This window comes from Streptomyces sp. NPDC001137 (genome assembly GCF_040298885.1).
In the GTDB taxonomy this organism is placed as follows: domain Bacteria; phylum Actinomycetota; class Actinomycetes; order Streptomycetales; family Streptomycetaceae; genus Streptomyces.
On sequence record NZ_JBEPBA010000009.1, the window covers coordinates 165,381 to 180,154 of the forward strand.

The 14,774-nt window shown below is 69.9% G+C and carries 11 protein-coding genes; 8 read left to right on the top strand and 3 right to left on the bottom strand.

The window, feature by feature from the left end; all coding sequences use genetic code 11:
• Nucleotide 1: 1 nt before the first annotated feature.
• Genes pstA through ABT254_RS19935 form a run of 5 tightly spaced genes read left to right on the top strand, consistent with a single transcriptional unit; the run spans nucleotide 2 to nucleotide 7,487 of the window.
• The gene (gene pstA / locus ABT254_RS19915) at nucleotides 2–1,282 is read left to right on the top strand and encodes a phosphate ABC transporter permease PstA (RefSeq protein ID WP_351471538.1); all 1,281 of its coding nucleotides are present in this window, start codon (nucleotides 2–4) and stop codon (nucleotides 1,280–1,282) included.
• Nucleotides 1,282–2,961: a substrate-binding domain-containing protein gene (locus tag ABT254_RS19920; protein ID WP_351471540.1), complete on the top strand. Its 1,680-nt coding sequence runs from the start codon at nucleotides 1,282–1,284 to the stop codon at nucleotides 2,959–2,961. The genes pstA and ABT254_RS19920 overlap by 1 nt, the downstream gene beginning before the upstream one ends.
• Nucleotides 2,958–5,588 (top strand): hypothetical protein, encoded by a 2,631-nt coding sequence (locus ABT254_RS19925; RefSeq protein ID WP_351471543.1) that lies wholly within the window; start codon nucleotides 2,958–2,960, stop codon nucleotides 5,586–5,588. Before ABT254_RS19920 ends, ABT254_RS19925 begins: the two co-directional genes overlap by 4 nt.
• Nucleotides 5,585–6,520: a sortase gene (locus ABT254_RS19930; protein WP_351471546.1), complete on the top strand. Its 936-nt coding sequence runs from the start codon at nucleotides 5,585–5,587 to the stop codon at nucleotides 6,518–6,520. The genes ABT254_RS19925 and ABT254_RS19930 overlap by 4 nt, the downstream gene beginning before the upstream one ends.
• A gap of 25 nt (nucleotides 6,521–6,545) precedes the next feature.
• Nucleotides 6,546–7,487: a phosphate ABC transporter ATP-binding protein gene (locus ABT254_RS19935; protein WP_351471548.1), complete on the top strand. Its 942-nt coding sequence runs from the start codon at nucleotides 6,546–6,548 to the stop codon at nucleotides 7,485–7,487.
• A 372-nt stretch (nucleotides 7,488–7,859) separates the two neighbouring features.
• On the opposite strand, the gene ABT254_RS19940 is transcribed toward ABT254_RS19935, so the two are convergent.
• The gene (locus tag ABT254_RS19940; RefSeq protein ID WP_351471550.1) at nucleotides 7,860–8,756 is read right to left on the bottom strand and encodes a C1 family peptidase; all 897 of its coding nucleotides are present in this window, start codon (nucleotides 8,754–8,756) and stop codon (nucleotides 7,860–7,862) included.
• A 384-nt stretch (nucleotides 8,757–9,140) separates the two neighbouring features.
• Nucleotides 9,141–9,566 carry a winged helix-turn-helix transcriptional regulator gene (locus tag ABT254_RS19945; RefSeq protein ID WP_351471552.1) on the bottom strand — a complete coding sequence of 142 codons (426 nt, stop codon included), beginning with the start codon at nucleotides 9,564–9,566 and terminating at the stop codon, nucleotides 9,141–9,143.
• A gap of 385 nt (nucleotides 9,567–9,951) precedes the next feature.
• On the opposite strand from ABT254_RS19945, the gene nadC reads away from it, so the two are divergent.
• The 3 genes from nadC (at nucleotide 9,952) to ABT254_RS19960 (ending at nucleotide 12,371) form a co-directional block, all read left to right on the top strand.
• Nucleotides 9,952–10,845: a carboxylating nicotinate-nucleotide diphosphorylase gene (gene nadC / locus ABT254_RS19950; protein ID WP_351471554.1), complete on the top strand. Its 894-nt coding sequence runs from the start codon at nucleotides 9,952–9,954 to the stop codon at nucleotides 10,843–10,845.
• Nucleotides 10,833–11,690 (top strand): PhzF family phenazine biosynthesis protein, encoded by an 858-nt coding sequence (locus ABT254_RS19955; RefSeq protein WP_351471557.1) that lies wholly within the window; start codon nucleotides 10,833–10,835, stop codon nucleotides 11,688–11,690. Before nadC ends, ABT254_RS19955 begins: the two co-directional genes overlap by 13 nt.
• A 387-nt stretch (nucleotides 11,691–12,077) precedes the next feature.
• On the top strand, nucleotides 12,078–12,371 hold the full coding sequence (locus ABT254_RS19960; protein ID WP_351471560.1) for a DUF1330 domain-containing protein: 294 nt from the start codon (nucleotides 12,078–12,080) through the stop codon (nucleotides 12,369–12,371).
• Nucleotides 12,372–12,849: 478 nt separating this feature from the next.
• Here ABT254_RS19960 and ABT254_RS19965 read toward each other — a convergent pair whose 3' ends face one another.
• Entirely contained in the window at nucleotides 12,850–14,460 is a 1,611-nt protein-coding gene (locus ABT254_RS19965; RefSeq protein WP_351471563.1) for a flavin monoamine oxidase family protein, read from the bottom strand.
• Nucleotides 14,461–14,774 lie beyond the last annotated feature (314 nt).

The window sequence follows — 14,774 nt, forward strand, 5'->3', positions numbered from 1 at the left end:
CATGACGACCACGCTGGACAAGCCCCCGGCTCCGACGCCCGGCCCCGGTCCCACGACCACCGTCGTACCGCGGCCCGAGCCGCTGACGGAGCCGGAGGAACACCGCCGGCTGGGCGGAGCGCGCCGCGACGACCTGCTCGCCCTCGGCGGCGCGGCCACCACCGGTCTCACCCTGGCCTGGCTGCTGTTCGGCCAACTCGCCCCGCTCTCCGGGGTGTTGGGCTTCACCATCGTGGCCTACCTGATCTTCCTGGTGGTCTACGCCGTACTGGTGTGGATGGATGCCTCGGCCGCTGGAGCCTCCGCCGCGCCCGCCGTGCGCGACCGGCTGCTGACCGTCGTCCTGGGCTCCGCCGCCGCCCTGCTCTTCGCCGGCCTGGCCCTGGTCATCGGCTTCACCATGGCCCGCGGCTGGCACGCGCTGCCGCATGCGAGCTTCTACACGCAGGACATGCAAGCGGCCGGTCCGCTGGACCCGGTCACCGTCGGCGGCGTCAAACACGCCGTCGTCGGCACCCTCGTCCAGATCGCCATCGCCCTCACCGTCACCATTCCGCTGGGCATCACCTGCGCCGTCTACCTCGGCCAGGTGCCGGGACGGTTCTCCCGTTTCGTGCGCACCATCGTGGAGGCGATGACCGCACTGCCGTCGGTCGTGGCCGGCCTCTTCGTCTACGCGAGCTGGATCCTCATGCTGGGCTTCGAGAAGTCGGGCCTGGCGGCCGGGCTCGCCCTCAGCGTGATGATGCTGCCGATCGTGATCCGGGCGTCGGACGTTGTACTGCGCCTGGTGCCCGGCACTCTCACCGAGGCCGCGGAGGCACTGGGCGCCCCGCGCTGGCGCACCGTGTGGCACGTGGTGCTGCCCTCCGCACGCTCCGGACTCGCCACCGCCGTCATCCTGGGCACCGCGCGCGGCATCGGCGAGACCTCGCCGGTGCTCCTCACGGCGGGAGCGACGGCCGCACTCAACGCCGACCCCACGCACGGCCCGATGATGTCCCTGCCGCTGGCGGTGTTCACCTTCGTCAGATCGCCCCAACCGGCCATGATCACCCGCGCCTTCGGCACCGCGCTGGTGCTGCTCGCGCTGGTCCTGCTTCTCTTCTCACTCGCCCGCGTCGTCGGCGGCCGCGGTCCCGGACAGCTGAGCCCCCGCCAGACCCGGCGTGCGGCCCGCCGCTCACGGTACGACCTGGACCGTTTTGAGGCAGCCACCAGGGCCGTCGACGGCCCGACCGCCCCCCTGGCCCCGAATCCCGCTCCCACCGAGGTGGACTGATGCTCCGTCGGATACGTTCCATCCCGCGAGCCGCCGTCGCGGCGCTCGTCCTGGCCGCGGCCCTGCTGCTCGGCGCCGCCGCTCCCGCGACCGCCGCGAGCTACACCCCCATCAGCGGAGCCGGCTCCAGCTGGGCCTTCAACGCCGTCGACCAGTGGCGCCGCGACGTCCGGCAGTACGGCATGCAGATCTCCTACACCCCGCAGGGCTCCTCCTACGGCCGCCAGCAGTTCCTGGCCGGCACCACGGACTTCGCGGTCTCCGACATCCCCTTCCAGACCAACCCCACGGACGGGTCCGCCCCGGAGCGGCCGGTGGCCGGGTCGTACGCGTACATGCCGATCGTGGCGGGCGGCACCGCCTTCATGTACCACCTGACGATCAACGGTCAGCGGGTCACCAACCTGCGGCTGAGCCAGCCCACCCTGACCAAGATCTTCACCGCGGCCGTGCGGTACTGGGACGACTCCTCGATCCGCGCGGACAACCCGGGCCTGAAGCTGCCGCACCGGGCCATCGTGCCCGTCGTCCGCTCGGACGGCTCCGGCGCCTCGGCCCAGTTCACGCTCTGGATGGCCAAGCGGCAGGCCGCGCTGTGGAAGGCGTACTGCGCCAAGGTCGGCCGCAGCAACGCCTGCGGCGAGACCTCGTACTACCCGACCGTCACCGGCATGATCGCCCAGTCCGGCGACCTCGGCGTGGCCGGCTACATCTCCCAGGGCTACGGCGAGGGCTCCATCGGGTACGTCAACTACTCCTACGCCCTCAACGCGCACTACCCCGTGGCCAAGCTGCTGAACGCGGCCGGCTACTACACCGAACCGACCGCGCAGAACGTCGCGGTGTCGCTGCTCAAGGCGAAGATCAACACCAACAAGAGCTCCGCGGACTACCTCACCCAGAACCTGGACTCCGTCTACACCGACAGCGATCCGCGCTCCTACGTGCTCTCCAGCTACTCGTACATGATCCTCCCGCTGAGGGTGCAGGGGACCTTCACCACCGCCAAGGGCACGACACTCGGCGCGTTCTCCTACTACTTCATGTGCCAGGGCCAGCAACAGGCGCCCGAACTCGGCTACTCGCCGCTGCCGATCAACCTGGTCAAGGCGGGCTTCGACCAGATCCGCAAGATTCCGGGCGTGGTCGCCAAGAACATCAACGTCAAGGGCTGCAACAACCCCACCTTCAGTGCGGACGGCACCAACCGGCTGGCCACCACCGCACCCATGCCACCCGCCTGCGACAAGAAGGGCGCGACGCAGCAGTGCGCCACCGGCTCCGGCGGTGCCCGACAGACGACCGCGAACAGCGGCGGCTCGAGCGGTGGTTCCTCCGGTGGCACCACTGGTGGCTCGGGCTCCGTGGCCGGGGCGAGCGGCGGTACGGCGGCCACCGGGGGAGGGGCCGGATCGAGCGGCCCTTCGAGCGGCGCGAGCGTCGACCCGGACACAGGTCAGGCCGTCAACGCGTCCGCCACCGGCGGCAGCGGCGCCACGACCGTGCTCGCCTCCCCGGTCTCCCTGTCGGCCGACGACGGCTGGAGCGCCAGCCAGACCCTGATGGTCCTGGCCGGGATCACCCTGCTCGTGGTGGTTCTGGTGCCCGCCGTCACCGCACACGTGCTGGCCGGCCGCCGAGCCGGCACGGCCAGGGCCGACAAGGGGGAGCAGAAGTGAGGACACATCAGCTCGTCCGCATACTCGTGGGAGCGACCGCGGGTGCCCTCATGGGCGCGCTGGTCTCCGTGGCGGTGGCGCCCGGTGCGGGAGCGGCGCCCGCCGACGCAACGTCATCGGCCACCGGCTCCGCCGTCACCGTCTCCGGGCGCGGCGAGTTCGCCGGCACGAAGTTCACCGTGAGCCAGACCCAGGGACTCACGGACCGGGCCGTCACCGTCTCCTGGAGCGGCGGCACACCCACCACCTTCGCCGGAAGCCAGTTCAACACGGACTTCGTCCAGATCATGCAGTGCTGGGGCGACGACGACGGCACCGTCCCCGGCAACCCCGGCCCGCCGCGCACCCAGTGCGAGTACGGCGCCTCACCCACCACCGACCGCTCCAACTGGCCCGGCAACGGCGACGACGACACTCGCGCCGTCGTCTACCGGGCCAGGCCCGGCCACTACGGCGACGACGACACCTACGGCTCCACCATGCCCTACGGTCTGGGCGAGGTGCCCTTCAAGGCGGTCGACGGCACGGTCATCATCAGCGGCACCCAGAACAACAAGCTGTTCAACCACTCCACCACCAACGAGATCGACTTCGCCCGTACCGAGGCGGACGGCACCGGTTCGGAGATCTTCGAGACGCAGACCGCCAACGAGGCCCCGCAGCTCGGTTGCGGTGCCCCGGTCACCCAGGCCGACGGCACCGTCAGCGGCCGCTCCTGCTGGCTGGTCATCGTCCCGCAGGGCCACCTCGACCTCGACGGCAGGCCCTACGAGGACCAGACCCAGGTCAACGCCGGCTCACCGGTGTCCTCGACCAACTGGAAGAACCGCATCGCCGTCAAGCTCGGCTTCAACCCCGTCGGCGCCTCCTGCAAGATCGGCGCCGAGGAGCAGGACACCATCGGCAGCGAACTCGTCGCCGAGGCCATGACCAGCTGGCAGGCCAGACTCTGCACCACCGGTACCGTCTACGGCTTCACCCAGCTCGGCGACGCCGACACCCGCGCCCGCATCGCCTCCGGCGCGGACACCCTCGGATTCGTCACCCGACCGCTCGGCTCGGACGACGGCACCACCCCGCCCACGGGCAAGGTGACCTACGCCCCGGTCGCGCTCTCCGGCGTCGTCATCGGCTTCACCATCGAACGGCAACCTGGCTCCACCGCCACCAAGGACCAAAAGGCCCTGGAGGGAACCCGGTTCACCTCGATGAAGCTCACTCCGCGGCTGATCGCCAAGCTGCTCACCGAGTCGTACCGCAACTCTCCCTGGGGAGCGGTCAGAACCGTCTACTCCGGTGGCACCGCCACCGTGACCGCCGCCCCGGGCTACGGCTGGGCGAAGAACAACCCCGCCGGTCTGCTGTCCGACCCGGAGTTCCTGGACCTCAACCCCGAGTACGCCAACCAGTCCATCGCCGAGAACCCCAGCACCGACACCGACCTCGAGGTCGCGCTCGGCCACACCGATGCGGCCCGGCAGTTGTGGAACTACGTCCTGGTCGACAAGAACGCCCGGCGCTTCCTGGCCGGCGTACCCGACGAGTACGGCACGCAGGTCAACCCGTACTACAGCACCAACGCCGACCTGAACCCGACCGGTTACGGCTTCACCGCGGCCCGGGACGACTACCCCAAGGCCGACCCGTGGACCACGATCCCGCCGGGCTCCGCCGAGGCCACCGTCAAGCAGGGCATGACCGACTTCCACCCCTACGTGGACGACATGCTCCTCGCCGCCCAGCACGCCCGCCGCGGCGACCAGCTGTGGAAGTCCAGCTGGGACGCGAACGCCAACCCGCCGATGTGGAAGTCACCCGGCCCCCAGAACGTCGGCCAGCGCTTCCAACTCGTCGTCACCGACGCCGCCTCCGCCGCACGCTACGGTCTGCAGACCGCCAGCCTGCGCAACACCGCCGGCCAGTACATCGCCCCGACGTCGGCGTCCCTGACCGCCGCGGCGGCCTCCGCCACCGGCAGCCCCGCCGTCGTACCCGTCACCGCCTCCCGCACCGGCGCCTACCCCGTGACCATGCTGGTCGACGCAGTGGTCCGCCCCGGCCAGATCAAGCCCGCGGAGCGCAAAAGCTACGCCGACCTGCTGCGCTACGCCGTGCGGGCGGGCCAGCACACCGGCATCGACCTCGGCGACCTGCCGCCCGGCTACGCACCGCTGGACAGCGAACAGCGCGCCAAGGCGCTCGCCGCCGCGAAGACGCTGGAGTCGTACAAGGGCGCCACCACGGCCGGTGACACCACCGGCTCCGTGAACGGCGCGGGCACGGGAGGCACCGGGGGAGCGGACAGCACCACCACCGGCGGCTCGGGTACCAGCTCCACCGCCAAAACCCCGACCGGCACCAGCGCCTCCCCGTCGGGCAGTTCCACCGCCCCGCACGGCAGCACCGCGCCCGACCTGATCAGCACCGCGAGCGGCCTCACCCCGGCCGACCCGGCTGTCCCGCTCCGCCTGGCCCTGCCCGTCGGAGCCGGGCTCGGCGCCTTCGCGGGACTGATCGCGCCCTTCGCGGCCGGCTGGCGTCCCCGCGGCAGCGCCGCGGCACTCGCCGCAGCGCAGGCCTTCGTCCGCCGTACGACTCGCCGACTCGGCGGGAGGTTCCACAGGTGACCGCGACGATCGACACGCCCGCCGGGACGCAGGAAGCCCTCCGTCCGTCCCCCGGCGGCAACGCGGCCAAGGGCAGCAAGCGCGCCCTGCTCGGCCCCTTCGTGGCCGCCGGCGCCCTGCTGACGATCAGCGTGCTGCTGATCGGCATCTGCGCCCAACTGGTCCTCCTCAGCCCGCTGCAGCACCGCGCCGCCCAGTCGTCCGGCTTCGACAAGCTGCGCGCCGAACTCGCCGCCGGAACAGTGGCGGTGTCCCAGAGCGACCTGCAAGGACGCCTGCTGACGCCGGGCACACCGCTGATGCTCCTGGAGATCCCGAAACTGCACGTCCACGAAGTGGTCTTCGAAGGTACGGACTCCGACGTACTGGCCAAGGGCCCCGGCCACCGCCGGGACACCCTGCTGCCCGGCCAGGCCGGAACCAGCGTGATCATGGGTCGGGCCGCCGCCTACGGGGGACCGTTCAGGCACCTGGCGGACCTGACCCCCGGCGACACCTTTCGGATCACGACGGGCCAAGGACGTTTCACCTTCCGCGTCCTCGACCAGCGCCACGCAGGCGACCGAGCTCCGACCGCCCCCGCCGCGGGCAAGGGCCGTGTCGTCCTCATGACCGCGACCGGGCCGCCGTACCTCCCCAAGGGCGTACTGCGTCTCGACGCCGACCTGATCGGCGCCGCGGCCGACACACCGGCCCTGCGGATCGCCCCCGACTCCCTCCCGTCGAGCGAACTCCCGCTCCGCGGCGACTCCGTCGTCTGGTGGCAGGTGCTGCTCTGGCTCCAGGCGCTGGCAGCCGCCTCCGCGGCGGCGGTCTGGGCCTGGTTCCGCTGGGGGCGCCGCCAGACCTGGATCGTGTTCACCGGACTGCTCGGCGCCATCGGTCTCCAGGTGGCGGAACAGGTCACCCGGCTCCTGCCCAATCTGCTCTGACCCGCCCAGGACTGAGGTTCTCAACATGACCGACACCACCGCCGCCACCGAAGAGGCGGCAGAGGCCGCACAACTGAACACCGTCGAGTACGACACAGCGGCAGGAGCCGAGGGCGAGGCGGAGACGGTCGAACAGCCCGCCGTCCGCGCCCTCGGCCTCACGACCCCTGCGGGTCCGACCGCGGGCGTCGGCCCCGCCGAACTCGACGCCCGCGGTGTGTCCGCGTGGTTCGGCAGCCACAAGGTGCTCGACCGCGTCTCCCTGACCATGCCCGCCGGGCGGGTCACGGCGCTGATCGGCCCGTCCGGCTGCGGCAAGTCCACCTTCCTGCGCACCCTCAACCGCATGCACGAACTGATCAGCGGCGCGGCCTTCGCCGGCGAGGTACTGCTGGACGGCGCCGACCTCTACGCACCCGGACGTAGACTCACCCAGGCACGCCGGGACATCGGCATGGTGTTCCAGAAACCCAACCCCTTCCCCGCCATGTCGATCTACGACAACGTGGTGGCCGGACTACGGCTGACCGGCGTCAAGGCCGACCGCGCGGCCAAGGACGCGCTGGTCGAGGAGTGCCTGATACGCGCCGGTCTGTGGAACGAGGTCCGGGACCGACTGCGCCAACCCGGTGGCGCGCTCTCCGGAGGCCAGCAGCAGCGTCTGTGCATCGCACGGGCGCTCGCAGTACGGCCACGGGTGCTGCTGATGGACGAACCGTGCTCGGCGCTCGACCCGACGTCCACGCGCCGCGTGGAGGAAACCATCCAGGGCCTGGCACAGGAGGTCACGGTCGTCATCGTGACCCACAACATGCAGCAGGCGGCCCGGGTCTCCGACCGGTGTGCCTTCTTCCTCGCCGAGCAGGGCGAACCGGGCGGCATCGTCGAGCACGGCCCGACCGACGCCATGTTCAACTCCCCGCAGGACAGGCGCACCGCTGACTACGTCAATGGCCGCTTCGGCTGAGCGGATCGCAGAGCGCCGTTACACCGGCTCGGCAGCCGCGAGACCGGTCCCTCGAAATCAGGACGTCGGTCCACTCGACGTCTCCGGTTCCTGCGACTCGTCGCGCCCTGAGGCTCTCGGTCCTTGGTGCATGTGAGCGGGTGCGTCCAGCCAGGGCGAGACCGCGGTGCACGGCCTCCTCCGGGCATGGTCCGCAAGAGCCTGGACTCGCCCGACGAGACCCGTCCCTCGCAGGAGGGTATGGGGAATCCAAGTGGATGGGGTGCAGCCAAAATCCACGCCACCTCGGGCTGGCTCAACCGGCCCGAGGCGGCGTGGCCGAATCAAGTCCCGGACCGCCTGCTGTACTTGTGACGGCCGACGCGCACCGCGCTACCCGGCGGAGATGTCGAAATTGCCCGTCGCGAGGTACTCGGCCTTGACGAGCACCCAGAAGTCCTGAGCCAGTCCGTTGAGCACGTACTGGTAGGGCATGTAGCCGTAGCCGGCCTCCCCCCAGTCGGCACCCCAGGAGTTGCGGATGATCATGGCGCCGCGCGTCGTACTGCCGTCGATCGGGTTGGTGATCTCCCGGTTGTCGTCGTAACCGACCACCACGATGGCGTGACCGTCGTTCGTTGACTCGCCGCTTGCGGGATAGGGGATCTCCCCGTTGGGCGCGGAGTCGATGCTCGCGTACACCGGGAAGCCGAACATTGCGGGAAGGCCCGCGGCGGCATGGGCCTTGATGTCGGCGAGGACGTCCTGCCGGGAGACGTTGGGCGGGTCAAGACGGTAGTACGTCAGGGCCTGATAGTTGCTGGCGAAGGAGTAGCAGAACGAGGTGGGTTCCACATCGAACTTCGAGACGTTGTACGGCCAGAACCGCTCCGGCGGGGCTCCGAACAGGCTCAGCGCCCCCATCGTCGAGCGCAGGAACGCTCCGGAGTCCCCCGTCCACTGCAGATAGTCGCGAGTGGCCTTGTAGATGAACAGCCGGGACGCGGGCATGTAGTTGCCGAACGCCTGAAGCTCGAAGTACTCCAGCACTCCCGCCGCGGCGTTGGCCGTACACGATCCGAGGCGGCCCTGGTCGACGATCGGGGAGCACTTCGAGCGGAGGTCGACCCGGGAAGGCAGCGGTCCGAGGGCTGCCTTGAGCACGCCGGTCCGCTCGAGGAGCTCGGGCACGCCGTTGGTGTTCTTGGTGTAGTCACGGATGTCGACTCGGTCGGGAAGCCAGCCCATTCCCTTGTCCTGGGCGACGGGCCTGGGCGCGATGACGTTCATGTGATCCACCTCGGTTGTCTCTGTGCGGGTGTGCGGGTGACTTGGGATATGCCTCCCACATATGCGACGACCGGTCTTCGGATTTCACCCGAATGAGTCCACGGACCCGTCGAGTCGGTGCGGCCAGGTGCAGCGCGCGGTCGGCCAGGTCGGTGCGCATGAGCGCGGGGCCCGAGGGGGCCGTGTGCCCGGCGGTGAACAGCGGGTGGAGCACGCCGAGCCCGGCCGTCAGCCGGTCCGGCAGCTCGGCTGGGCGCGGCAGGCGGTAGGGGATGCGGGCGGCGGAGATCTTCTTCTTCGCCCGGTCCCGGCCGAAGCTCGGCCAGTTCCGCGGCTGCACGGATTCCGAGCTGGTGCTGACCAGCCCGTCCATCGACACCAACGTCAGTCCGCGGAGTCCGTCTCCGGCGTCCGGTCGTCCATGGTGTCCGGATGTGGGCTGCGGCCGGCGGGCTGGTCGTCGGTGTGGTCCGGCTCTTGCGGGTCGATCGTGGCCGCCCAGTGTTCCGCCCACCGGGCGAGGGGGTTGAGGGCCTGGCGCGCCTCCTGCCCCAGCGGGGTGAGTTCGTAGCGGCTGTCCGGTAGTTGGTGAATCACCTGGGCGTCCAGCAGTTCGGTCAGGCGCTGCCGCATCACGCTGGAGGACATGTCGTCGCACTGCTTCTGCAAGGGGCGGAATCCGAGCGGGCCCTCGCGTAGCTCCCACAGGATGCGCAGACTCCACCGCCGCCCGAACAGATCGAGTGCGGCCATGAGGGGGCGGCCGGTGGTCGAGCCGCGAACAGGACTGCCAGGTCTGGGTGTTGCCATGTCGGGGTGTCCAGCTCTCCAGGGTTGATGCTTCGGATTCCGACACGCTAGCATCGGTGACCGCTTCGGAAATCGAATCAGAGGGGGCTGTTGTGGCACCTGCCCTGACGAGCTGGGCGAGCGGCGTTCCTGAAGTCCCCTGTCGACGGAGGCGAGACCGGCTGGGAGGACCGGTACATGCGCACAGTGTCCGGAGTTCGAGGTCGGTGCCGAGTCGCACGGACGACTCATCCGGAGCCTGTGCGTGGCGGGGAGGGGCGACCGGCACGCGGGAGATCGAGTGCAGGATCCTCCAGGTCCTGTGAACCGGTCCGGCGGAACCTCAGTGCTGCCTCGTCAGCGGTTGCCGCCACCAAGCCCACGTCCACTCAGAGCTGGAGACCAGATGACCACGACCGAGTTTCCCTCGGCGGCTGCACGGGCCGCCGTCGCTGCCGCCCTGGCCGAGGACGCGTCAGGGAAGGACATCACCACCGAGTTAAGCGTTCCCGAGGACCTGGCGGCCACGGCCGAGATCCGCACCCGGCAAAGCGGCATCGCAGCCGGCCTCCCCGTGGTCGCCGAGGTCTTCGCTCAGGTCGACCCCGAGGTCAAGGTCGAGCCGGCCGTCGCCGACGGCGCCCGACTGGCCGACAGCCAGGTCCTGGTGCACCTGTCCGGTCCGGCGCGCAGCCTGATCACCGGGGAGCGTACGGCGCTGAACTTCCTGCAGCGCATGTGCGGCATCGCGACGCTGACCGACCGCTACGTCCAAGCTGTGGCAGGGACCAGGGCGCGCATCCTGGACACGCGCAAGACGGCGCCGGGCCTGCGCGCCCTGGACAAGTACGCGGTCACCGCGGGCGGTGGCCACAACCACCGCCTCGATCTCGCGGCGATGGTCCTGCTCAAGGAGAACCACATCGCCGCGGCGGGCGGGGTGACCGCCGCGATCGAGGCGGTCGGGCGCGGGTTGGCGCGCACTGGGCAGATGGTGGAGAGCGATGTCGAGGTGCAGACCGTCACCCAGGCCGTGGAGGCCCTCGACGCCGGAGCCCGCTGGATCATGCTCGACAACATGCCGGTGGCCGACATCGAGCAGGTCGTGAAGGTCCGGGTCGGGCGGGCCGATGCTTCCCGGATCCTGCTGGAGGCCTCGGGCACCATCCGCCTGGACACAGTTCGCGCCATCGCCGGGACGGGCGTCGACCTCATCTCGGTCGGGGCGTTGACGCACAGCGCGCCCGCACTGGACCTGACCATGCTGCTGACCACCGGCCCGGTGCCATGTCCGAGGTAGCGGTCGTCGACGCGTGTCAGCGAGACGGCGCGGGTGGCAGCCCGACCGCCGTTGTGGATGATGGGCCGTTCACCGACGAGGAGCGACGTCGCATTCCCACGGAGTTGGGGACATCGCACGCCGTCTTCCTCCGCGCGACCGGAATCGAGCGTCGTCGGCCCGCGTACACACTGCGGTTCTTCACCGCCCAGGACGAACTGCCCGCCTGCGGCCACGGCACCGTCGCCGCCCTCGCCGTGCTCGCCGAACGGGAAGGCGGCGACCACGACTACCGCGCCGTCCTGCGTACGGCCCACCGCAGCTTCGACGGTCGGGCAAGAAGAAACGGTGACGGCCTGACCGCGTCGTTCGACCCGGGCCCGGTCAGCCTGCGCAGCGCCGGTGGACCCGAACTGAGGGCAGTCGCGAGCGGCTTCGGACGGCCCAAGGACGCGGTCGCCGGCGACGCCTGCGTGGCGTCGAACGGGCGGCCGAGGCTTCTGCTGCCCCTCCGATCCCGCGCCGTACTGGCCGAACTCACGCCGGACTTCGCCCTGTTGCGCGCAGCCTGTGACCGCTACGGTCTGCTGGGCTGCTACGCCTACTCACCCCCGGACCGACACGGCCGAGCAGCAGCCCGGATGTTCGCCCCGTCGATCGGCGTCCCCGAGGACATCGCCAACGCCAACAGCACGGCCTGCCTGGCAGCGCATGCTGCCGGGTTCGGTACATACCGCCTCGCTGTCGACATGGGTGACCACCTCGGCAGCCCGTCCACCATCACGGCGACCGTCCACCGCGACCGCACGGGAGAGCGGATCCGAGTCGGCGGCCAGGCGGCGATCGTGCGCACGGTCATGCGATGAGGCCCGGGCGGTCAAGGCGAGGGTGCCGGTGCGCAGCAGGTCCGACTGCTCCGGTGAGAGCCGGGCCAGTTCTGACGGCATCTGGGGCAGAGGCGAAGGGTTGATGGCCAGTCACGTCGTACTGGTGCGACTCGGACCTGCTTGTCGGCTCCGCTTCATTCCAGTCCGGGCACCGCCGCCCTTCCGCGATGCCAGTCATCGACTCGACCGGCTCTGGCTCGTCATCGCCCCCCGACGCTCACGCGAGCCTCAACCGATCGCAGCCCCAGCCGGTTGATCGAAGCCGTCCGACTTCGACGGCGTCTCCGTCGGCTCGCTGGCCCAAGGCGCGTCGGCCATGGACCCGAGCATGCTTCTGATCATCAATTCCGAACACAGGAGGTAACCGTGGCCAAGGGCTACTGGGTCAGCGTCTACCGCACCATCGCAGACCCTGAGAGGCTTGCTGCCTACGACAAGCTGGCCGGTCCAGCCGTCAGGGCCGCGGGCGGGCAGGTGCTCTCCCGCGGCAGCCGGGTCGTCGTACACGACGCCGGAATCGCCGAGCGCACCATCCTGATCGAGTTCGACAGCTTCGAACAGGCGGTGGCCGCACGCGCGAGTGCGGCCTACCAGGAGGCGCTGGCCGTACTCGCCGACTGCGTCGAGCGTGACTTCCGCATCATCGAAGGCCTCGACTGACGACCTATGCCGCGGCAGGGAGGAACACGAAGCCGGCTGCGGGGATCACTCCGGCTCGTCAGCGCGCCGCACCGTCGCGAACAGCGTGAGGTCGATGGCATCGGCGGTGATGTCCGGTCCGGCGACGGTTCCTTCCTGTCAGCGGGCGTGTAAGTGGTTCAGCCCGCGATTCCGTGATTCCCCAGGTCATGATCGCAGCAGGATCCGGACAGGGAGGAGGCGGAACGCGGCTCGGCCGTACGTCTGTCGCTTTGAGGTGACGGCATCAAGGTCGAGGCATAGGCCCTGGACTGCTGCTGGAGCAGGTAGACCCGACGGTGAACTGGCGGATCGTTCAGGCGACGCGGGGGAAGCGGACGCGGGCGGCCGCGGCCGCGCTGCTGTATGAGCAGGCTCGTGTGCATCACGTGGGCACGGCGCGGGTGTTTGCGGAGTTGAAGGAGCGGTTGACGCTCTCCCTCCTTCAGGAGGGAGAGCGTCAAGCGGCCATCACCCTTGTGTGGATGTCGGTCACGACCTTGCGGGCCGAGGTGAACGCGCCGTGCTGCCAGGCGATGACATGGCTGAGCCAGTCGCCGGCGAAGTAGACGTGCCCGGCCGGCTGGTTGAGCAGCTTGTACTCCGGACCGGTCTGCGAGGGCCAGCCCACCCAGCCGGCCTCGATGTGCGGCGTGCGATGCCAGGCCACGCTGAAGGAGTGATCGAGTTCGGTGCGGTACTTGTCACCGTGGATCTTCACGCCCCGGCTCACCGCCCGCGTGACGCGCTCAGCGTGCGGCAGATCGCTGTACGCGACGGCGTTGGCACCGAAGTTGTAGTAGCCGATGAGTGTGCCGCGGCGGCCCTGGTAGCCGTACGAGGGATACCAGATGGTCGACAGGTCCGTGTCGGTCGGCGTGATGCCGCCGTAGATGTGCTCGTCCGTCTCCCACCAGCGGCTGCGGTACTCGAGCCCGACCTTGCCGACGGGGGTCGGGACGGCGTACTTCAGCGCGGCGGTGACGTTCGTCCCCAGATTGTGCTTGAGGCGGGCCATGACCATGGGCGGCATGGCCGCGACGACGAAGTCGGCGCGCTGGGTGCGGTTGTGGCCGCCGGCGTCCTGGTACGTGACCTCGGCACCGTCGGGCAGGTCCTTGACCTCCTGCACCGTGGAGCCATAGGTGATGCGGTGCCCGCCGATCGCCTTGGCCAGGGCGTACGGGATCGCGTCCATGCCGCCCACCGGCTGGAACATCAACATGGCCTGGTCGTAGCCGAATTCGAAGGCGAAGCGCTGCCCCACGCCACTGGCGACGACGTCCGACAACGTTGGCACCGGGCCGAGCACCGTGCCCTCTTCGAAGGCCGCGCCCGGTTCGACGGAGTAGCCTCGCCGGTCGCTGCCGGTGTAGGCGTAGCCGTCGGCCTTGCCTTTGATGGCGCCGAAGCTCTGCAGGAAGGCGATCAGCCGCTCCTTGTCCTGCGCGGTGAGCTGTGCGTCAAGGGCGCCCTGGTCGGTGGCCTTGGCGAGCAGTTCGGAGAGGTAGCCGTAGACGTCGGCCTTCGCGGTGCGCCAGCGCATGGGCTTGCCCGCGAGGGCGGCGCTGCTCTCGTGGTAGATGTACGCGTTGGCGTTCTGGTTGGTGAACACCTGGAGTTCGACGCCGAGTTCGCGACAGTACTCGAGAGTGACGTGGGACTGCGGCAGCCGGGCGGGGCCCGCGTTCATGTACTGGCCCTTGGTGAACGACGCCGTCTGCGTACGCCCGTCGAGGTCGGTCAGCTTCGTGCCGCCGCGGACCGTCCAGTTGCGGCCCCCGGGGCGGTCGTTGGCCTCCAGGATCCGGCAGTCGTAACCGGCCTTGCCCAGCTCGTACGCCGTCGCCAGGCCGGCTATGCCGCCGCCGAGCACGAGCACCTTCTTGCCGGCGCGCCCTGTGAGCGTGAAGTCGCTTCGCTGGGGCGGCCGGTACTCGTCCGCCCGTACGTCGGGCACCGGGGCGAGCCCGAGTGCGCCCATCGCCGAGTACAGCACTCCGGCACCGCCTGTGGCGCCTACGGATCTCAGGAAGCTGCGGCGGGATGCGGGGGATTGCTCTGCAGCCATCAATTCCTCCTCGTCCGAACCCCGGGGCGTGCGCCGTCCGGGGAGCGGTCGTTCGGTCAACACGGTCACGTGGGGGGCGAGTTGCTGAGGAGATCGGAGGTGCGTCGCCATGAGCCTCCGTCAGGACTGTTACAGCGCCATGCCACTGACGTAACCGGTCCGAGCCGGGCGCTGCGGGCCAGGCGGAATGGGGTCCGTCCACGTTTCGCTGCGATTTGGCTTCGTGCGTGTCGCCGACGGTCACGCCCCGGTGTAATTCAGATGCTCGTCCGGGACTGCCGTATTACGGTGAACGTCGTTCAGGTGCGCAGGTT